This window comes from Enterobacter sp. 241F3 (genome assembly GCF_034106785.1).
GTDB lineage: Bacteria > Pseudomonadota > Gammaproteobacteria > Enterobacterales > Enterobacteriaceae > Enterobacter > Enterobacter vonholyi.
Map to the genome: position 1 here is coordinate 433,347 of NZ_JAWNDD010000003.1, position 20,104 is coordinate 453,450.

Consider the following 20,104-nt stretch of genomic DNA (forward strand, 5'->3'; position numbering starts at 1 on the left):
GATATTGCATAAAATATGGAGCAGGGATGGAGACGAAAGAGTTAAGGATTAAATAGCGAATGAAGTCTATTTAATCCCTAATTTAGTGGGGCGATTTTTGTTTGCCGTCGCGCTTAGCGGTCCTTTCTCCATGCATCGGCGGTCAATGCTTCACCAAAGTGACCCGCAATCAGTCGTTTTGTCAGCTCATGAAGCGGGGAGGCCATCACATCCGCGGTGCTGCCGCGCTCGACCACTTTACCCTGGTGCATGACCATCACCTGATCGCTAATGTGCTTCATCATTCCCAGATGCTGGGTAACGTAGATATACGAGATCCCCTGTTTTTCCTGCAATTCCAGCATCAGGTTAATCAGCTGCGAGCGCATCGACATATCCAGCGAGGCAAGCGCTTCATCCGCAACGATCACTTTTGGCCGCAAAATCAGCGCACGCGCCAGACCCAGGCGCTGTTTCTGACCGGGGGCCAGCATGTGCGGGTAGTAGCTTTCGTGGTCCGGTAACAGCCCAACCATACGCAGGGTTTCGAATACGCGCTTACGGCGCGCCTCCGGCTCCAGGTCGGTGTTCAGACGCAGCGGAAAATCGAGGATCTGCGAAATGCGCTGGCGCGGATTGAGCGAGGTAGACGGATCCTGAAAGATCATGCGGATGCGCTGGCTGCGGAAAGAGTAATCGCCGAACGTCAGAGGATGATCGTCAATCAATACTTCGCCTGCCGTGGGCTCAACCATGCCGGCAAGCATTTTCGCCAGGGTGGATTTTCCGGAACCGTTCTCGCCGATGATCGCCAGGGTCTGTTTTTCACGCAGCGTAAAGCTCAGCGGCTTCACCGCGTCGACGGTTTGACGATGAAACAGCCCCGTGCGGTAGCGAAAGGTCTTACTCAGGTTACGCACTTCCAGTAAGGTTTCGACCATTTCACTCTTTCTCCATGTTCAGCGGGAAATGACAGGCGTAAAGATGATTTTTTGCCCCGGTCAGGCGTGGCGTCTCGATACATTTACGCTGTGCATAAGGGCAACGCGGCCCCAGACGACAGCCTATCGGCAAAGATTCCAGCAGTGGAATCGCCCCGGGCAGGGTATTCAGGCGGCTTTTATGCGGCATGGCGCTGCCAAAATCCGGAATGGCGCGGATAAGCGCCTGCGTATACGGGTGGTGCGGCGCGGTGATCAGATCTTCACTCGGCGCGGTTTCAACCGTTTGCCCGCAGTACATCACGTCAATTTTATCCGCCCATTTGCTGAGCATTTGCAGGTCATGGCTGATCAGCAAAATGGTGGTGTTGTTGTTCTGGTTGAGACGCGACAGCAGGCGGAAAATTTGTGCCTGCGTGGTGGGTTCCATCGCGTTCGTTGGTTCATCCGCAATCAGCAGGCGCGGCTGATTGGCCAGCGCGATGGCAATCATCACTTTCTGACATTCGCCGTCGGTCAGCTCGTAAGGGAAGCTGCGCATCGCATCTTTGTGGTCTTTGATCCCGACGCGGTGTAAAAGCTCGATGGCGCGACGCTTGCGCCAGCCAACGCGTTGCCACCAGCGGCCTTTGTAGGTCCAGCCGGGAATGTTCTGCATCAGCTGTTTACCCACGCGTTCGGAAGGGTCGAGACAGGACTGCGGCTCCTGGAAAATCATCGAGACGTTGTGCCCGACCAACTTACGCCGCTCGCGGGGGGAGAGGCGCAGCAGGTCGATATCATCAAACCGCATACGGTCTGCGGTCACGCGCCAGTTGTCTTTCGCCACGCCGCAGATAGCTTTTGCAATCAGGCTTTTTCCTGAGCCGGATTCCCCCACCAGCCCGCGAATTTCACCCTCCGCGAGGGTGATACTGATGCGATCGACGGCTTTAACCCAGCCTTCACCGGTTTTGAATTCAATGGTGAGGTTGCGGATATCAAGAAGCGGCATTATTGCACCCCCGCGTTAATTGCACGGCGAATACCGTCGCCCAGCAGGTTGATCAGCAGCACGCTCACCATGATGGCCGCACCCGGCAGCATAACCGTCCACGGCGCCACGTAAATTAACTCCAGCGCGTCGCCAAGCATCGCCCCCCATTCGGGCGACGGCAGCTGCGCGCCGAGGTCAAGGAAGCCGAGCGCCGCGATGTCCAGGATCGCCATTGACAGGGCGCGGGTGATCTCAGTGACCAGCCCGGCGGCGATGTTGGGCAGTACGGCAAACCACAGAATGTTGAAGGTTGTCGCGCCGTCCAGACGCGCGGCGACGACATACTCTTTTTCCAGCTCGTCATGCACCATGCTGTAAACCGAGCGCACGATGCGGGGCAGGATAGCCAGCCAGACGGCGAACATGGCATGCGACAGGTGCGGACCGGCAAAGGCAACCACAACGATCGCCAGCAGCAGGGACGGAATTGACAGCAGCGTATCCAGAATATGGTTAAGCACCGCCGAGCGCAGGCCATGCGTGGAGCCCGCAAAAATACCGAGCGCCAGTCCGCAGATCGTTGCCGCGAGCGTCACCACAAACGCGCCGCCCACCGTCGGGGCCGCACCGCTCAGCAGGCGGCTCAACACGTCACGTCCGAGATCGTCCGTTCCCAGGAAGAAAGATACTTCGCCGTAGCGCGACCAGGACGGCGGCAGCAGCTGATAGCCGAGGAACTGCTGGTCAATGCCATACGGCGCAAACCACGAGCCAAAGACGCACAGCAATACCAGACCGGCGCAGCCATAAAGGCCGATCATTGCCGTGGTGTCACCATAGAATTTACGCCACACGGTACGCAGCACGCCGGGCGTGCGCTTTTCACTGTATACGTTATCGTAAGGCATACCATTCCTTATGCTTCAATGGGTTAGCCATGGCACCCAGAATATCGGACAACACGTTAACAATAATGACCAGCGAACCAATCACCATCACACCCGCAGAAATAGCGGCATAATCCTGCTGGCGAATGGCGTTAATCAGCCATCGCCCCAGGCCTGGCCAGCTAAAGACCATCTCGGTGATCATGGCCAGCGTCAGCATGGTGGAAAACTGTAATCCCAGGCGCGGAATAACCGGCGGCAGCGCGTTGTGCAGGACGTTGCGGCGCAGTATGGTCAGGCGCGACAGTCCGCGCGTGGCGGCGGCTTTGACATAGTTCTGGTCAAACACCTCGATGGTGCTCAGGCGCATCAGGCGGATCACTTCGGTGGTTGGCGCAACCGCCAGCGTCAGCACCGGCAATACCATATGGCGCAGGGCGCTGACGATCATCTCGTGGCGCCATACGGAATCGGACAGCCACGCATCGATGATGGCAAAGCCCGTCACCGTTTTAACCGTATAGAGCAGATCAAAACGGCCAGAAACCGGAAGCCAGCCCATCGTCAGCGAGAAGAAAAGCGTCAGCAGCAGCGCCAGCCAAAAGACCGGGATGGAGAAGCCGAGCAGGGCGAGGGCGCTGATAAACTTATCCTGCCATTTGTTGCGATAAATCCCGGCCAGCATGCCTACGGGGATCCCGACCATCAGGGCAAAACCGAAGGCCAGAATGCACAGCTCCATCGTGGCCGGGAAAACCTCTTTCAGCTGATCGGAAATAAGCTGCCCGTTAATGCTGGATACGCCGAAATCCCAGTGCAGCAGCCCGTTAAACCAGAACAGCCAGGCATCCCACAGCGACGACCCCTGGAGCGGGGCGTGGGGCGTGAAATAGCTCAGGCTGAAGCCGACAAAGTTCAGGAAAAAGAGCGTCACCAGCAGCAAAAGGAGACGACGCAAGGTAAAAATAATCATGGTTTTTTCACCTCTTGGTCTTTTTCACGCGATACGCCGGCGAACGAGGCGTTGCCGAACGGGCTCAGCACCAGGCCCTTAATATCGTAACGATAGGCCTGAAGACGCAGGGAAGAGGCCAGCGGCAGCACCGGCAGCTCCTGGGCCAGGATCTTCTGCGCTTCATCATAGGCGTCGATGCGCGAGGCCAGCTGTTGGGAAGACAGCGCTTTTTGCAGCACGGCGTCAAACTCCCGGTTACACCAGTGGGCGTAGTTGGTCTGCGAGTTTATCGCCGCACAGCTTAGCAGCGGCCGGAAGAAGCTGTCCGGGTCGTTACTGTCGGTAGCCCAGCCGGTCAGGGTTAAATCATGATTCATGTCCATCAGGCGCGCCTCCTGAAAACGGCCTTCAACCGGTACGATGATCACTTTGACGCCCACCTGCGCCATATCCGCCTGCAGCAGTTCGGCGGTCTTGAGCGGGCTCGGGTTCCACGCCTGGGAACTGGTTGGCACCCAAAGCTGCAGCGTCAGGTTTTCCGCCCCCAGCGCTTTCAGCTGTTCACGCGCTTTTGCCGGATTGTATTCCGTAATTTTAGCCTCACCGTCGTAGGCCCACGAGGCGCGCGGTAAAATTGAGGCGGCGGTTTCCGCCGTGCCGTAGTAGATCGACTGCATCAGGCGCTGGTTGTTAATCGCCAGCGCCAGAGCGTGTCGAACTGCAGGGTTATTCAACGGTGGCTTATCGGTGTTAAAGGCCAGATACGCGATGTTCATCCCCGGGCGTAACGTCAGGCGCAGGCGCGGATCGTCGCGCAAAATCGTGAGCTGGCTGGCCGCGGGCCAGGCAAGCACGTCGCATTCCCCGGTGAGCAGTTTCGACAGACGCCCGGTCCCGCCAGAACCCAAATCGACCACCACCTGCGGCATCAGCGGCGTACCGCGCCAGAAGTGTTCATGGCGTTGCAGACGAATATACTGTCCGGCGCGATATTCGGCCAGCTGGAACGGACCGGTGCCGACCGGCTGGCGATCGAGCAGTTCCTGACGATCTTTCTTCGTCAGCTGAGCCGCGTATTCGGCCGACATGACGGATGCATAGTGGGTCGCCAGGTGCCAGAGGAAGGAGGCATCCGGGCGCGTCAGCGTGAACTCAACCGTACGGTTGTCCAGCTTACGCACGCTTTTCACGGTGTCGGCAAACTGCAGGCTGTCGAAATAAGGGAAGTTGCTGCCGTTAACGTTATGCCACGGGTGGTTGCGGTTGAAGATACGCTGGAAGGTAAAGACCACGTCATCCGCATTCAGCTTGCGCGAGGGGGTAAACCACGGCGTGCGCTGGAACGCGACATCATCGCGCAGGTGAAAACGGTAGGTTGCCCCGTTATCCAGCACTTCCCAGCTTTCCGCAAGCTCGGGCACCAGACGGTAGGTGTACGGGTCGACGTCAAGCAGACGATCGTAAAGCTGCGCGGCAAGGGTATCCACAATCAGGCCGCTGCCCGCTTTTTGCGGGTTGAAGGTATCCACCTGGCCGCTTACGCAATAGACGAAGCCGCTGTCACGAATGTCAGGCTGCGGCGTTTGCCCGGGCGCGGCAAAGGCCAGGCTGCTAAACAGACCAAGTGCAAAAAAGGACGATAAAACCAGACGCATAATTTTTAAGGTTTTTAGGTTCGATCTGCAAAGTGTATCGCACTTACGCCTGCTTCGTAAAAATGTCTATGGTAAGTGCTGATATTGTCAGCGCATTTGATGCTTTTTAAGCAACGCTCTTAACTGATGGTAGGTCAGACCCAGCAGTTCAGCCGCCCGTTTCTGGTTATATTTCGCCGTCTTAAGGCTGTGCTCCAGCAGCTGTTTCTCCTGGTCGTGCTGGAACTGGCGTAAATCGAGAGGCAGAGAGGGGAGATCGCCTGAAGACGCTGGTGCCGGCAGCGGCGTCGCGCTGCGCTGAAAAGGATCGATAATGATGTTGTCCAGCTCGGTCTCGCTGCTGCCGTGGCGATAGACGGAACGCTCCACGACGTTTTTTAGCTCGCGGATATTTCCCGGCCAGTGGTAAGCCAGCAGCGTCTCCCGAGCATAATCGCTGAAGCCGGGGAAGAGCGGCAGTCCGAGCTCGCGGCACATCTGAATCGCAAACTGGTCTGCCAGCAGCATGATGTCGCTTTTGCGATCGCGCAGCGGAGGAAGCTGAACGACGTCAAAGGCCAGGCGGTCGAGCAGGTCGGCGCGGAATTTCTCCTCCGCCACCATCTCCGGCAGGTTGGCGTTAGTGGCGCACACCAGGCGCACGTTCACCTGCAGCGGCTGGCTACCGCCGACGCGCTCCAGCTCGCCGTACTCAATCACGCGCAGTAGTTTTTCCTGCACCAGCATGGGCGCGGTGGCCAGTTCATCCAGAAACAGCGTACCGCCGTCGGCGCGCTCAAATCGTCCTGGATGGCGTTTCTGGGCACCGGTAAATGCACCCGCTTCATGGCCGAAGAGCTCGGTGTCGAGCAGGTTTTCATTCAGCGCCGCGCAGTTCAGGGAAATGAAGGGGCCGTCCCAGCGCCCGGATAAATAGTGCAGACGGTTGGCGATGAGTTCCTTACCCGTACCGCGCTCGCCGATGATTAGCACAGGTTTGTTAAGCGGCGCAAGGCGAGAGACCTGTTCCAGCACTTCGAGAAAGCTGTTTGCTTCGCCGAGTAAATTGTCTTTGTATCCAGGCATGATGAAATTAACCACTCCTTAGCGATATTCACCAGGAAAGAGTAATCCTTCATTGCATAAAAATCAATCAGGCTCAGTGAAATCAATAAGATAAAAAGTTGGCATGATGTTTGTATTATCAGTACAGCAGGGCATAGCCCGATAACAGAACTATGAGGATTAGATTATGGGTATTTTTTCTCGTTTTGCCGACATCGTGAACGCCAACATCAACTCACTGCTTGAGAAAGCGGAAGATCCGCAGAAGCTGGTGCGTCTGATGATTCAGGAGATGGAAGACACGCTGGTTGAAGTGCGTTCAACCTCCGCCCGCGCGCTGGCGGAGAAAAAACAGCTTACGCGTCGCATTGAACAGGCTACCGCTCAGCTGAACGAATGGCAGGAAAAAGCGGAACTGGCGCTGCGCAAAGACAAAGAAGAGCTGGCCCGTGCGGCGCTGATCGAAAAACAGAAGCTGGCTGATATGGTCGCGACGCTTGAGCATGAAGTGACGCTGGTGGACGACACGCTCACCCGTATGAAGAAAGAGATTGGCGAGCTGGAAAACAAGCTGAGCGAGACCCGTGCGCGTCAGCAGGCGCTGACCCTGCGTCACCAGGCTGCGAGCTCCTCCCGCGACGTGCGTCGTCAGCTGGACAGCGGTAAGCTGGATGAAGCGATGGCCCGTTTTGAATCGTTTGAACGTCGTATCGATCAGATGGAAGCTGAAGCCGAAAGCCACGGCATCGGTAAGCAGAAGTCGCTGGATCAACAGTTCGCCGACCTGAAGGCTGATGATGAAATCAGCGAGCAGCTGGCGGCACTGAAAGCCAAAATGAAGCAAGACAACCAATAATAATTCCTGCGGCACCTGAACGTGCCGCATCGTAAGACAAGGAGTACACATGAGCGCGCTTTTTCTGGCCATTCCCCTGACAATTTTCGTGCTGTTCGTTTTGCCGATTTGGCTGTGGCTGCACTATAGCAACCGTTCTTCACGGGGCGAACTTTCCCAGAGTGAACAACAGCGTCTGGTACAGCTCTCCGATGAGGCGAACAAAATGCGCGAACGCATTCAGGCGCTGGAAGCCATCCTGGATGCTGAACATCCAAACTGGAGGGACCGTTAATGTCTGGACTGAATCTGAACAAAAAGCTGTGGCGAATTCCACAGCAGGGCATGGTGCGCGGCGTCTGTGCCGGGCTGGCTCATTATCTTGACGTCCCGGTTAAGCTGGTACGCGTGGTGACGGTGCTGTCGATCTTCTTTGGTCTGGCATTTATCACCCTGGTAGCTTATATCGTGCTGTCGTTTGTTCTTGACCCGATGCCGGAAGGAGAGCTGGCTGCGGAGGGTGCCCCAACCAGCAGCGATCTTCTCAATGCGGTTGATGCGCAACTCGCCGCCGGTGAGAAGCGGTTACGGGAAATGGAGCGCTATGTCACGTCGGATACCTTTACGCTGAGAAGTCGTTTTCGTCAGCTTTAAGAGAGAGATGAGATGAAACAACACTGGCAACAGGCCGGTCAGAAGGTAAAACCCGGCCTGAAAATCGCAGGTAAACTGGTCCTGCTGACCGCGTTACGGTTCGGCCCGGCAGGCGTGGCGGGCTGGGCGATCAAATCCGTTGCCCGCAAGCCGATCAGAATGGTGCTGGCCGTGGCGCTCGAACCGCTGTTGCAAAAGGTGGCAAAACGGCTTTCTCGCCGCTACTTATCCCAATAATTCCCGCTGGCGCTAGTCCTTTCCCTGACGGGCGAGGGACTGGCGATAGCTCACCGCATTTCCTCTTTACCCGTTCTTTCTTTGCGGCAGCTCACAATATTGTGCTGAGCTGCTTTGCAATCACCTTTTTCACCTCCCCGGTCCGTTGACAGATATTTTTCATGGGAGTAGATTGCCACTTCGTGGGACCGCTACCATGGAAAATGAAATGAATCCAAAAATTAAAGAACTCATTAATCTTGTTTACGGGGGAACGTTTTCTGAAGCCCATTTAAATGTGCTGCTGGAAAATATCGGAAAGGCCGCCTCTGTTATTACAGAAAAACGTAAAATGGGCTGGGATGAAAAAGATGTCGTTCTGATAACCTATGCCGACCAGTTTTCAGCGAAAGGGGAGAAAGCACTCCCTGTTTTTACACGTTTTTATAACAAATGGCTTTCTCGTTCTTTTTCTCATGTCCATCTTTTGCCTTTTTATCCATGGTCTTCTGACGACGGATTTTCTGTTATTGATTATCATGAGGTTGCACCTGAAACCGGAACATGGCGAGACGTTGCCGAATTAAAACAGTCAGCCAGTTTAATGTTTGATTTCGTATGCAACCATATGTCAGCCAAAAGCAAATGGTTCGCTAATTACCTGAAGCAAACGCCAGGGTATGACGATTTCTTTATTTCTGTCGATCCTGATACAGATTTATCCGCGGTGACGCGTCCGCGTGCCTTACCGCTTCTTACGCCTTTCACACTGCATGATGGCAGCGTGCGATACCTGTGGACTACCTTCAGCGAGGACCAGGTTGATCTCAACTTCGCCTGCCCGCAGGTACTGATTGCGATGGTCGACGTGCTGCTGCATTACCTGATTGAAGGGGCGCGATACATTCGTCTGGATGCTGTGGGCTTCATGTGGAAAATACCCGGAACAACCTGCATTCATCTTAAGCAAACCCATCAGCTCATCCAGCTTTTCCGCGCCATTACCGAGGCTGTCGCCCCGGGCACGGTGATTATCACCGAGACGAATGTTCCGCATAAAGATAACGTTGCTTACTTCGGTGACGGTGAAAATGAAGCGCAGATGGTTTATCAATTCTCTTTGCCGCCGCTGGTGCTGCACGCGGTGCATTCTCAGGACGTCCGTACGCTGAGCCAGTGGGCGACGTCGCTGACGTTGCCTTCCACGAAAACGACCTGGTTTAACTTCCTGGCCTCGCATGACGGGATTGGTCTGAATCCGTTACGCGGAATTTTACCCGAGTCGGAAATCCTCTCGCTTGTGGAAAAACTTCAGGCTGAAGGTGCGTTGGTTAACTGGAAAAATAACCCGGATGGCACACGAAGCCCGTATGAAATTAATGTGACCTATCTGGATGCTTTGAGTACGCGAGAAAGTCATGATAGCGAACGCATTGCCCGGTTTATTCTGGCGCATGCCGTCCTCTTAAGCTTCCCCGGCGTGCCAGCTGTTTATATCCAGAGTATTCTCGGCTCCCGTAATGATTATGCAGGTGTTAAACGCCTGGGATATAACCGTGCGATAAATCGCGAGAAATATACCGCGGGACAAATTGATGGTGCGCTTGAAGATAAAAGCAGTCTGCGTTATCAGGTCTATTGTGCGTTAAGCCAGTTAATCGCGCTGCGTCGTGCGGAAAAAGCATTCCACCCTGACAGCCAGGCTTATTTTAGTGCGTCAGGAGAACATGTTTTAAAAATCGTTCGTGTGGCGGATTGTGGCGAGAAAATAACGGCGCTGTTTAATTTCAGTGATGGCATTCAAACGGTAGAGTCCGATATGCAATCCGGAACGGATTTGATTTCAGGAGAAGTTATTACAGATAAAACGCTGACCCTACATCCATGGCAGGTGTTGTGGATTAAAGAAAACTAAAAAGGACCTTAAAAATGAAAATGCCCAGAATTGTGCTGATTTCAGCACTGGTTTCGTGCGCTTTGTTATCAGGCTGTAAGGATGACAAAAAGTCCGCTGTCACTATTGAGTTTATGCACTCATCAGTCGAGCAGGAGCGTCAGGCGGTTATCACGAAGCTGATCGAAAAGTTCGAGAAAGAGAATCCTGGCATCACGGTAAAACAGGTACCGGTGGAAGAGGATGCCTACAACACCAAGGTGATTACGCTGGCGAGAACCGGCGCGCTGCCTGAAGTGATCGAGGTCAGCCATGACTACGCAAAAGTAATGGACAAGGAACAGCTGCTGGATCGCAAAGCTATCGGCGAAGCCATTAACGCGGTAGGCGAAAACACTTTCTATGACGGCATCTTGCGTGTTGTTCGTACGGAAGACGGTTCAGCCTGGACGGGCGTGCCGGTCAGCGCCTGGCTTTCCGGCGTCTGGTATCACAAAGATGTGCTGGCCGCGGCGGGCATTCAGGAGCCACATAACTGGGAACAGCTACTGCAAGCCAGCCAGCGCCTTAACGACCCGGCTAAAAAGCATTACGGCATCGCGCTGCCGACAGCTGAAAGCGTGATGACCGAGCAGTCGTTCTCTCAGTTTGCGCTTTCCGGCGGCGCAAACGTGTTTGATGCCAAAGGGAACGTCGATATCGATACCCCGGAAATGGCAAAAGCGCTGGCGTTTTATAAAGCGCTGGCCGCGACCACCATGCCGGGTTCAAACGATGTCATGGAGATCAAAGACGCCTTCATGAACGGTTCAGCGCCTATGGCGGTTTACTCCACCTACATCCTGCCTGCCGTCTACAAGGACGGAAACCCCTCTAACCTGGGCTTCGTTGTCCCGACTGAAAAGTCATCGGCGGTGTACGGCATGATCACCTCCCTGACGATCACCACCGGACAAACTGAAGAGGAGACCGAAGCGGCCGAGAAGTTTGTGACCTGGATGGAACAGGCTCAAAACGCGACGGACTGGGTCATGATGTCGCCTGGCGCGGCACTGCCGGTGAACAAGCTAGTGGTGGGCACCGATGCCTGGAAAAACAACGACGTGATTAAAGCGTTTGGGCAACTGCCTTATGAATTGATTGCGCAGTTCCCGAACGTGCAGGTATTTGGCGCGGTTGGGGATAAAAACTTCACCCGCATGGGCGATGTAACGGGCTCCGGCATTATCAGTTCCATGGTGCATAACGTCACTGTGGGGCAGAAGGACCTTAATACAACGTTAAGCAGCAGCCAGAAGCGACTGACTGATCTTATTTCACAACGATAGGAGCGCTCTGCGGAAGGAAATTATGAAGACGTTGTTTTCTGGTCGTTCAGATATGCCTTTCGCCATGCTGCTGTTGGCCCCCAGCCTGATTTTGCTGGGGGGCCTGGTGGCCTGGCCAATGATTTCCAATATTGAAATCAGTTTCTTACGACTGCCGCTTAACCCGCGCATTAGCGCTGTGTTTGTCGGGCTGGATAATTACATTCGCATCCTCAGCGATGCCGCCTTCTGGCACTCGCTGTGGATGACGTTCTGGTACACCGCGCTGGTCGTGCTCGGCAGTACCGGGCTGGGGCTTGCCGTCGCCATCTTCTTTAACCGGGAGTTTCGTCTGCGGAAAACGGCACGTTCACTGGTGATTTTATCCTACGTCACCCCGTCCATTTCGCTGGTGTTTGCATGGAAATACATGTTCAACAACGGCTACGGCATCGTGAACTATCTGGGCGTTGACCTGCTGCATCTGTATGACCAGGCGCCCCTGTGGTTCGACAATCCCGGCAGCAGTTTTGTACTGGTGGTGCTGTTCGCCATCTGGCGTTACTTCCCGTACGCGTTTATCTCATTCCTGGCGATTTTACAGACCATTGATAAATCCCTGTATGAAGCGGCGGAAATGGACGGCGCGAATGCCTGGCAGCGTTTTCGAATCGTTACGCTGCCCGCGATTATGCCGGTGCTGGCAACGGTAGTGACGCTCCGCACTATCTGGATGTTCTACATGTTTGCGGATGTCTACCTGTTGACTACTAAGGTCGATATTTTGGGCGTCTACCTCTACAAAACCGCATTCGCTTTCAATGACCTGGGTAAAGCTGCGGCGATCTCCGTCGTGCTGTTCGTGATCATCTTCGCGGTGATTCTGCTGACCAGAAAAAGGGTAAACCTCAATGGCAACAAATAAACGCGTACTGAGCCGTATTGGTTTTTATCTGGGGCTGGCGGTGTTTCTGGTTATCACGCTGTTCCCGTTCTTCGTGATGCTAATGACGTCGTTTAAGAGTGCGAAAGAGGCAATCTCGCTCCATGCGACCATTCTGCCCCAGGAGTGGACGCTGCAGCATTACATCGACATCTTTAACCCGCTGATCTTCCCGTTTGTGGATTACTTCAAAAACAGCATGGTGGTATCGCTGACCTCCTCGGTGATTGCCCTATTTCTCGGCACGCTGGGTGCTTATGCCTTGTCCAAACTGCGTTTTAAAGGACGCACGACGATCAATGCAAGCTTCTACACCGTATATATGTTCTCAGGGATCTTGCTGGTGGTGCCGCTGTTCAAAATCATCACCGCCCTCGGGATCTACGACACCGAGCTGGCGCTGATCGTCACCATGGTGACCCAGACATTGCCGACAGCGGTGTTCATGCTGCGCAGCTATTTCGACACCATCCCGGACGAAATCGAAGAAGCCGCGATGATGGACGGCCTCAACCGCCTGCAAATCATCTTTCGCATCACCGTCCCGCTTGCGATCTCAGGACTCGTATCGGTGTTTGTCTACTGCTTTATGGTGGCGTGGAACGACTACCTGTTTGCGTCAATTTTCCTGTCCAGCTCTGGCAATTTCACCTTGCCGGTCGGGCTGAACACGCTCTTTAGCACGCCAGATTATATCTGGGGTCGCATGATGGCGGCATCGCTGGTGACGGCGCTTCCGGTGGTCATCATGTACGCCCTGTCTGAACGGTTTATTAAAAGTGGTTTGACCGCCGGTGGCGTGAAGGGCTGAGGCGGCCAATATTAACAAGGAGTCAGTCATGAAAAAATTAGTTGCGACAGCGCCACGCGTGGCGGCGCTGGTGGAATATGAAGATCGTCCGGTTGCAGTCCATGAAGTAAAAATTCGCGCCCTTTTTGGCGCGCCAAAACACGGTACAGAAGTGGTGGATTTCCGCGCCGCCAGCCCGTTTATTGATGAAGAATTCAACGCGGAGTGGCAGATGTTCACGCCGCGTGAAGAGGGCGCAGCGCGCGGTATTGAGTTCGGTAAGTTCCAGCTGGGTAACATGGTTGTTGGCGACATTATTGAATGCGGTGCGGACGTGACGGATTACCAGATCGGCGATCTTGTCTGCTGCTACGGCCCGTTGCAGGAAACGGTCATCGTCAACGCGGTGAACAACTATAAGCTGCGTAAAATGCCGCAGGGCGCGTCCTGGAAGAACGCCGTCTGCTACGATCCGGCGCAGTTCGCCATGAGCGGCGTGCGTGATGCCAACGTCCGCGTGGGCGACTTTGTCGTCGTGGTCGGTCTGGGAGCAATCGGGCAGATTGCGATTCAGCTGGCTAAAAAAGCCGGTGCGTCAGTGGTTATCGGCGTTGATCCAATCGAACACCGCTGCGAGATCGCCCGTCGTCACGGCGCGGACCACTGCCTGAACCCAATCGGCACCGATGTCGGCCTGGAAATCAAAAAGCTGACCGGCAAGCAGGGCGCGGACGTGATCATCGAAACCAGTGGTTTTGCCGATGCGCTGCAGTCCGCGCTGCGCGGGCTCGCCTACGGCGGCACCATCTCCTACGTAGCCTTCGCGAAACCGTTCGCTGAAGGCTTTAACCTCGGCCGCGAGGCGCATTTCAATAACGCGAAGATTGTCTTCTCCCGCGCCTGCAGCGAACCAAACCCGGACTATCCGCGCTGGAGCCGCAAGCGTATCGAAGAGACCTGCTGGGAACTGCTGATGAACGGTTATATCAATTGTGAAGATCTGATCGACCCGGTTGTGACCTTCACCACCAGCGCTGAAAGCTACATGAAATATGTGGACCAGCATCCGGAACTGAGCATCAAAATGGGCGTCACTTTTTAAGCTAAGGAGAGCAAATCATGAAAATCGCAACACAGAACCAGGCTTTTTTCCCGGTCAATATCATGGAGAAATTCGAGTACATCAAAGCGATGGGGTTTGATGGCTACGAAATTGACGGCAAGCTGCTGGTGGAAAACCTCGCCGAGGTGAAAGCGGCCATCAAAGCCACTGGTCTGCCAGTGACGACGGCCTGCGGTGGATACGATGGCTGGATCGGCGACTTCATCGAAGAGCGCCGTCTGAACGGATTACAGCAGATTGAACGCATTCTGGAAGCGCTGGCTGAGGTGGGCGGTAAGGGCATTATCGTGCCTGCCGCGTGGGGGATGTTTACCTTTCGACTGCCGCCAATGACCTCTCCACGCAGCCTTGAAGGCGACCGCAAAGCGGTGAGTGCTTCGCTGCGCTGGCTGGATGAGGTGGCAGCGCGCACCGGAACCACCGTCTATCTGGAGCCGCTGAACCGCTATCAGGATCATATGATTAATACCCTGGCAGACGCGCGTCGATACATCGAAGAGAACGGCCTGAAGCATATGCAGATCATCGGCGATTTCTATCATATGAACATCGAAGAAGACTCGCTGACGGATGCGCTGCATCGGAACCGCGATCTGCTTGGCCATGTGCACATCGCCGATAATCACCGCTACCAGCCGGGCAGCGGCAGCATCGATTTTGCCAGCCTGTTCGATCAGCTGCGTGCGGATAACTACCAGGGTTACGTGGTATATGAGTGCCGTGTTCGCGCCGATGATCCGGCTCAGGCATACCGGGATTCGCTCACTTATCTGCGTAAATGCTAAGGATGACGAGCGTGATGAGTGCTTCTACACCTTCGCCTCTGCGCGTCGCCATCATTGGCGCCGGGCAGGTCGCGGATAAAGTGCACGCCTCGTATTACGCCACGCGCAGTGATGTTCAGATGGTGGCTGTCATGGACAGCCACCCTGAACAGGCTCGGGCGTTTGCGGAACGTCATGGTATTCCCTCGGCATGGAAGGATGCGCGAGAAATGCTCGAGGCGGTAAAGCCGGATGCGGTGAGCGTCTGTTCGCCTAACCGGTTTCATTTCGAGCACGTCATGGCAGCGCTGGAAGCAGGCTGCCATGTGATGTGTGAAAAACCGCCTGCTATGACGCCGCAGGAGGCCGATCGGATGCGCCTGGCTGCGCGCAAGGCGGGAAAAGTGCTGGCGTATAATTTTCACCATCGTTTTGCCCTGGATACTCAGCTGCTGCGCGATGCGGTAATGAACGGAACGCTCGGAGAAATTTACTTCACGTCAGCGCAGGCGCTGCGTCGCTGCGGTGTGCCAGGGTGGGGCGTTTTTACCAATAAATCGCTACAGGGCGGTGGTCCGCTGATTGATATCGGCATCCATATGCTTGATGCAGCAATGTATGTTCTGGGGTTCCCGGCGGTAAAACGGGTGACCGCGCATAGCTATCAGAGGCTGGGCAACCGTAAAAGCAGCGGTCAGTTTGGCACGTGGGATCCCACGCAGTTTACCGTGGAAGATGCTCTGTTTGGCACGATTGAATTTTGCAACGGCGGCATTCTGCGTCTGGACACGTCGTTTGCGCTCAATATCCGCGAGCAATCGATCATGAACGTCGCATTCTGCGGTGAAAAGGCGGGCGCCACGCTGTTCCCGGCGCACATCTACAACGACGAAGCTGGTGTTTTACACACTCTTACCCAGCGCGAAGAGGCTGACGACCAACGCCACCTGCGCAGTATGGATGCCTTCGTGCGCCATGTGCAGGGAGAGCCCGTTATGATCGCTGATGCGGAGCAGGGGCTGATTATCCAGCAGCTTGTCGCCGCGCTGTATGAATCAGCAGAAACAGGGGGAAGCGTGACGTTATGCTAAACGTGTCTGTATTAACCGACCCGGGCTTTTGTCCGCACAGTCTGAATAAATACGCCTCCATCATGGCCTGCGGTAATGGCTACATGGGGATCCGCGCTGCGCATGAAGAGGATTACACCCAGCAAACCCGAGGCATGTATCTTGCGGGTCTGTATCATCGTGCTGGTCGCAACGAGACCACTGAGCTGGTCAATTTGCCCGATATCACCGGTATTGAGGTTGAGCTGGACGGGGTGAATTTTACCCTTCTGTCGGGGGACATTCTCGAGTGGCAGCGCGAGCTGGCGTTTGCTAATGGCGAACTTCGTCGCAGCGTCATCTGGCGCTCGCCCGACGGGAAACGCTATCGACTGGAGAGTCGCCGTTTTGTCTCTCTGGATCAGCTGCCGCTGGTGGCCATGCAGCTTGCGATCACCCCGCTTGATGCTGCCTCACAGGTGGTGATGAAAACCGGCATTGATGCGACACAAACCAATACCGGCCGGCAGCATCTGGATGAAATTTCCGTCAGGGTGTTCGACCAGCACTATATGCAGGGTGTGTATGAAACGCAGAACCGGGCGTCAGAAGTTGTTGTTTCGGCGTTTTGTCAGCTCTCTGCGAAGAGCGACAGCTGCTTCACCGCCAAAAATCGTCGGGTCTCTGCGCACTATTGCCTGACGATACCGCAAGGTGACACTGTCACTCTGAATAAGATTGTCTGGGTTGCCCATCGCAGCGATAAAGCCCTTTCGCAGGAGTCGTTCGCGCGAAGGGCGCTGGCGGATCTCAAGGTTTGTGCGGCAAGGGGGTATGCCTCGCTGCTGGAGAGTTCATCCTGCGCATGGGAAGACGTATGGCGTAACGCCCGGGTGGAAGTGGCTTCTGCTGCTCCTGACGATCAGATGGCGCTGGACTATGCCGTCTGGCATCTGACCACCATGACGCCCGCCCATGATGATCGAAGCAGCATTGCCGCTAAGGGATTGACCGGCGAGGGGTATAAAGGACACGTCTTCTGGGATACCGAAATATTCCTGCTGCCTTTCCATCTTTTCACCCGTCCTCAGGTGGCCCGCAATCTTCTGCGCTATCGCTGGCTTAACCTGGCCGGGGCCCGGGAAAAAGCCCGCCGCAACGGCTGGCCGGGCGCACTTTTCCCGTGGGAGAGCGCCTCGAGCGGCAAAGAGGAAACGCCGGAGTTCGCGGCTATCAACATCCGAACCGGCATGCGCCAGAAGGTGGCCTCCGCGCTGGCTGAACACCACATCGTGGCGGATATTGCCTGGGCCGTCGTCGCTTACTGGCAGGCGACACACGATGATGCCTTTATGCGAAATGAAGGCCTGACGCTGCTGATGGAAACTTCTGCGTTCTGGATGGGCCGCGCCACGGAAATCAATGGTCGCCTCGAAATCCATGACGTCATAGGACCTGACGAATATACCGAGCATGTGAATAACAACGCGTATACCAACTATCTGGCCTGGCACAACGTCGCCTGCGCTCGCCGGTTTATGGCGATGTTTGGGCGCGAGGATGACGGTTTTACGCAGAAAGCGACACGGTTCCTGACGCGCTTATGGCTGCCGGAGGCCAATTCAGACGGTGTGATCCCGCAGGATGATACCTTCATGGCGAAACCAGCCATTGACCTGAGCCGCTATAAAGCAAAAGCAGGGAAGCAGACCATTCTGCTCGATTACTCCCGCGCGGAAGTCAACGACATGCAGATCCTGAAGCAGGCTGATGTGGTAATGCTTACCTACCTCTTGCCGGAGCGGTTTACCCCACAGCAATGTGCCGCCAATCTGGCTTTCTACGAGCCCCGCACGATCCATGACTCTTCGCTGAGCAAGGCCATACACGGCATTGTGACCGCCCGCTGTGGTGACACCGAAGGTGCATACGCCTTCTGGCGTGATGGCGTCGCCATTGACCTTGGGGACGATCCACACAGCTGCGATGACGGTATTCATGCCGCAGCGACCGGCGCTATCTGGTCCGGCGTCATTCAGGGATTTGCAGGTATGCAGATTGTGGAAGGGGAGCTATACCTTGCGCCCAGCCTGCCTGCTCACTGGCGAAGGCTTGCTTTCCCCCTGCGCTGGCGGAACGCAACGCTGCACTTCACCTATGAAAATGAGGTGTTAACCATTGAAACGACGACACCTGTCACGCTGACGCTGTGGGGCAAGACGCTACGCGTAGCGGGGCGCAAGGTATGCGCTTATAAGGATTTTCTTGCACCTGTAAATGGGACCGCTACCACGGAGGGGCGCCATGACGCTTAAGGCTGTTGTATTCGATCTGGACGGTGTTATCACCGATACCGCACACCTCCATTTTCTGGCCTGGCGTGCAGTGGCTGACGAAATCGGCATCACCTTCGACGAAGTGTTTAATGAACAGCTGAAGGGAATTAGCCGCATGGATTCCCTTCAGCGCATCCTGAAGCATGGCGGGAAAGAGGGGATGTTTAGTGAAGAGCAGTGCCTCGCGCTGGCGACGAAAAAAAACGCGCTTTATGTCCAGTCTCTGGCGTCGCTGACGGAAGATTCACTGCTTCCGGGTATTCGTGACGTGCTGACGGATATACGTAAAGCGAACGTCAAAACTGGACTCGCCTCCGTTTCCCTGAATGCCCCTGGGATCCTGCACGCGCTGGGCATTTATCAGGCCTTCGATTATTGCGCCGATGCTTCCCGTATTCGCCGCTCAAAGCCAGATCCGGAGATCTTCCTTGCAGCCTGTGCTGGCCTGAATGTGCGTCCTGAAGAGGCCATGGGCATCGAAGATGCACCTGCAGGCGTAGCGGCGATCAACGCGGCGGGCATGCTGTCGGTTGGTGTGGGTTCTGGCCTGAACCATGCGGGACTACAGCTTCATTCAACGCGGGAACTGACCTGGAAATGCCTTACCGAGTTTTGGGCATCCCGGACGTATTGATAAGGAATTAACAATGGCTCAACTGTCTCTGAAAAACATTCAGAAAATCTATGATAACCAGGTCCACGTGGTTAAGGATTTCAATCTCGAAATCGAAGACAAGGAGTTCATCGTCTTCGTCGGGCCTTCAGGCTGCGGTAAATCCACGACGCTGCGCATGATCGCCGGTCTGGAGGAGATCTCCGCTGGCGAACTGGTGATTGACGGCGTTTGTATGAACGATGTGCCCGCCAAGTCACGCGATATCGCCATGGTATTCCAGAACTATGCGCTTTATCCGCATATGACGGTCTACGACAACATGGCGTTCGGCCTGAAGATGCAAAAAATTGCGCCTGCGGTTATCGAAGAGCGCGTTAACTGGGCGGCACAGATCCTCGGATTACGTGAATACCTAAAGCGTAAACCCGGCGCGCTGTCCGGCGGCCAGCGCCAGCGCGTGGCGTTAGGCAGGGCGATCGTACGTGAGGCGGGCGTGTTCCTGATGGATGAACCGCTCTCAAACCTCGATGCCAAGCTTCGCGTGCAGATGCGGGCTGAAATCAGCAAGCTGCATCAGAAGCTTAACACCACCATGATTTACGTGACCCACGATCAGACGGAAGCCATGACGATGGCGACCCGCATCGTGATCTTAAAAGACGGCATTATTCAGCAGGTCGGTGCACCTAAGCAGGTTTACAACGAACCGGCAAACATGTTTGTCGCAGGGTTTATTGGATCGCCAGCCATGAACTTCATTCGCGGTGCTATCGACGACCGCTATTTCGTTACGGAAACGCTGCGTCTGGCGATTCCGGAAGACAAGCTCGCTTCACTGAATGCCGCAGGGTATCAGCGCAAAGCCGTGGTCTTTGGGATCCGCCCGGAAGATATTCTCACTCTGCAGAGCAGCGGTAAAAATATCGAGGCGAAAGTCAGCGTAGCCGAACTGACCGGCGCGGAGTTCATGCTTTACGCCACCGTTGGCGGTCATGAGCTGGTTGTTCGTGCTGGCGCTGCGAATGATTATGCCGCTGGGGATAATATCGACATCCAGTTCGATATGAATAAGTGCCATTTCTTCGACGCTGAAACCGAAGCGGCTATTAGATAAAAAAGGTGTTCGCTGGAAATACCCAT

Annotated in this window: 20 protein-coding genes; 14 read left to right on the forward strand and 6 right to left on the reverse strand. The window is 55.2% G+C overall.

Annotated features, from left to right (window positions below; genetic code table 11):
• Window positions 1-113: 113 nt before the first annotated feature.
• From sapF to pspF, 6 genes are all read right to left on the reverse strand, one after another.
• Complete coding sequence (gene sapF, locus UR504_RS12475; RefSeq protein WP_302235372.1) at window positions 114-920, reverse strand: putrescine export ABC transporter ATP-binding protein SapF; 807 nt, start codon at window positions 918-920, stop codon at window positions 114-116.
• A 1-nt stretch (window position 921) separates the two neighbouring features.
• Window positions 922-1,914, reverse strand: coding sequence for a putrescine export ABC transporter ATP-binding protein SapD (gene sapD / locus UR504_RS12480; protein WP_248174393.1), 993 nt, complete (start codon window positions 1,912-1,914; stop codon window positions 922-924).
• On the reverse strand, window positions 1,914-2,804 hold the full coding sequence (gene sapC / locus UR504_RS12485; RefSeq protein WP_045415694.1) for a putrescine export ABC transporter permease SapC: 891 nt from the start codon (window positions 2,802-2,804) through the stop codon (window positions 1,914-1,916). Before sapC ends, sapD begins: the two co-directional genes overlap by 1 nt.
• The gene (gene sapB / locus UR504_RS12490) at window positions 2,791-3,756 is read right to left on the reverse strand and encodes a putrescine export ABC transporter permease SapB (RefSeq protein ID WP_069719064.1); all 966 of its coding nucleotides are present in this window, start codon (window positions 3,754-3,756) and stop codon (window positions 2,791-2,793) included. Before sapB ends, sapC begins: the two co-directional genes overlap by 14 nt.
• A complete protein-coding gene (gene sapA / locus UR504_RS12495) occupies window positions 3,753-5,393 on the reverse strand; it encodes an ABC transporter substrate-binding protein SapA (RefSeq protein ID WP_115875366.1) in 1,641 nt (546 codons plus the stop codon). Before sapA ends, sapB begins: the two co-directional genes overlap by 4 nt.
• 87 nt (window positions 5,394-5,480) lie before the next feature.
• Complete coding sequence (gene pspF / locus UR504_RS12500; RefSeq protein ID WP_302235373.1) at window positions 5,481-6,458, reverse strand: phage shock protein operon transcriptional activator; 978 nt, start codon at window positions 6,456-6,458, stop codon at window positions 5,481-5,483.
• A 166-nt stretch (window positions 6,459-6,624) separates the two neighbouring features.
• On the opposite strand from pspF, the gene pspA reads away from it, so the two are divergent.
• The 14 genes from pspA (at window position 6,625) to UR504_RS12570 (ending at window position 20,078) form a co-directional block, all read left to right on the forward strand.
• Window positions 6,625-7,293, forward strand: coding sequence for a phage shock protein PspA (pspA, locus tag UR504_RS12505; RefSeq protein WP_136194969.1), 669 nt, complete (start codon window positions 6,625-6,627; stop codon window positions 7,291-7,293).
• Between the two features lie 49 nt (window positions 7,294-7,342).
• Window positions 7,343-7,567 (forward strand): envelope stress response membrane protein PspB, encoded by a 225-nt coding sequence (gene pspB, locus UR504_RS12510; protein WP_023312045.1) that lies wholly within the window; start codon window positions 7,343-7,345, stop codon window positions 7,565-7,567.
• Entirely contained in the window at window positions 7,567-7,926 is a 360-nt protein-coding gene (gene pspC, locus UR504_RS12515; RefSeq protein WP_008501237.1) for an envelope stress response membrane protein PspC, read from the forward strand. Before pspB ends, pspC begins: the two co-directional genes overlap by 1 nt.
• 12 nt (window positions 7,927-7,938) lie before the next feature.
• Complete coding sequence (gene pspD, locus UR504_RS12520) at window positions 7,939-8,163, forward strand: phage shock protein PspD (protein ID WP_111965095.1); 225 nt, start codon at window positions 7,939-7,941, stop codon at window positions 8,161-8,163.
• A 196-nt stretch (window positions 8,164-8,359) separates the two neighbouring features.
• Window positions 8,360-10,057, forward strand: a complete 1,698-nt coding sequence (locus UR504_RS12525; RefSeq protein ID WP_302235374.1) for a sugar phosphorylase — start codon at window positions 8,360-8,362, stop codon at window positions 10,055-10,057.
• Between the two features lie 14 nt (window positions 10,058-10,071).
• Window positions 10,072-11,364, forward strand: a complete 1,293-nt coding sequence (locus tag UR504_RS12530) for an ABC transporter substrate-binding protein (protein ID WP_320718027.1) — start codon at window positions 10,072-10,074, stop codon at window positions 11,362-11,364.
• 22 nt (window positions 11,365-11,386) lie between these two features.
• On the forward strand, window positions 11,387-12,268 hold the full coding sequence (locus UR504_RS12535) for a carbohydrate ABC transporter permease (RefSeq protein ID WP_114977065.1): 882 nt from the start codon (window positions 11,387-11,389) through the stop codon (window positions 12,266-12,268).
• Complete coding sequence (locus UR504_RS12540) at window positions 12,255-13,097, forward strand: carbohydrate ABC transporter permease (protein ID WP_302235376.1); 843 nt, start codon at window positions 12,255-12,257, stop codon at window positions 13,095-13,097. Before UR504_RS12535 ends, UR504_RS12540 begins: the two co-directional genes overlap by 14 nt.
• Window positions 13,098-13,125: 28 nt before the next feature.
• Window positions 13,126-14,178 carry a zinc-dependent alcohol dehydrogenase gene (locus tag UR504_RS12545; protein WP_302235377.1) on the forward strand — a complete coding sequence of 351 codons (1,053 nt, stop codon included), beginning with the start codon at window positions 13,126-13,128 and terminating at the stop codon, window positions 14,176-14,178.
• Window positions 14,179-14,195: 17 nt separating this feature from the next.
• Window positions 14,196-14,984, forward strand: a complete 789-nt coding sequence (locus tag UR504_RS12550; RefSeq protein WP_271368043.1) for a sugar phosphate isomerase/epimerase family protein — start codon at window positions 14,196-14,198, stop codon at window positions 14,982-14,984.
• 11 nt (window positions 14,985-14,995) lie between these two features.
• Entirely contained in the window at window positions 14,996-16,054 is a 1,059-nt protein-coding gene (locus tag UR504_RS12555; protein WP_302235378.1) for a Gfo/Idh/MocA family protein, read from the forward strand.
• Complete coding sequence (locus UR504_RS12560) at window positions 16,048-18,327, forward strand: glycoside hydrolase family 65 protein (RefSeq protein ID WP_320739738.1); 2,280 nt, start codon at window positions 16,048-16,050, stop codon at window positions 18,325-18,327. Before UR504_RS12555 ends, UR504_RS12560 begins: the two co-directional genes overlap by 7 nt.
• Complete coding sequence (gene pgmB / locus UR504_RS12565) at window positions 18,317-18,982, forward strand: beta-phosphoglucomutase (protein ID WP_302235380.1); 666 nt, start codon at window positions 18,317-18,319, stop codon at window positions 18,980-18,982. Before UR504_RS12560 ends, pgmB begins: the two co-directional genes overlap by 11 nt.
• A 13-nt stretch (window positions 18,983-18,995) precedes the next feature.
• On the forward strand, window positions 18,996-20,078 hold the full coding sequence (locus tag UR504_RS12570; RefSeq protein ID WP_127731226.1) for an ABC transporter ATP-binding protein: 1,083 nt from the start codon (window positions 18,996-18,998) through the stop codon (window positions 20,076-20,078).
• Window positions 20,079-20,104: the final 26 nt, after the last annotated feature.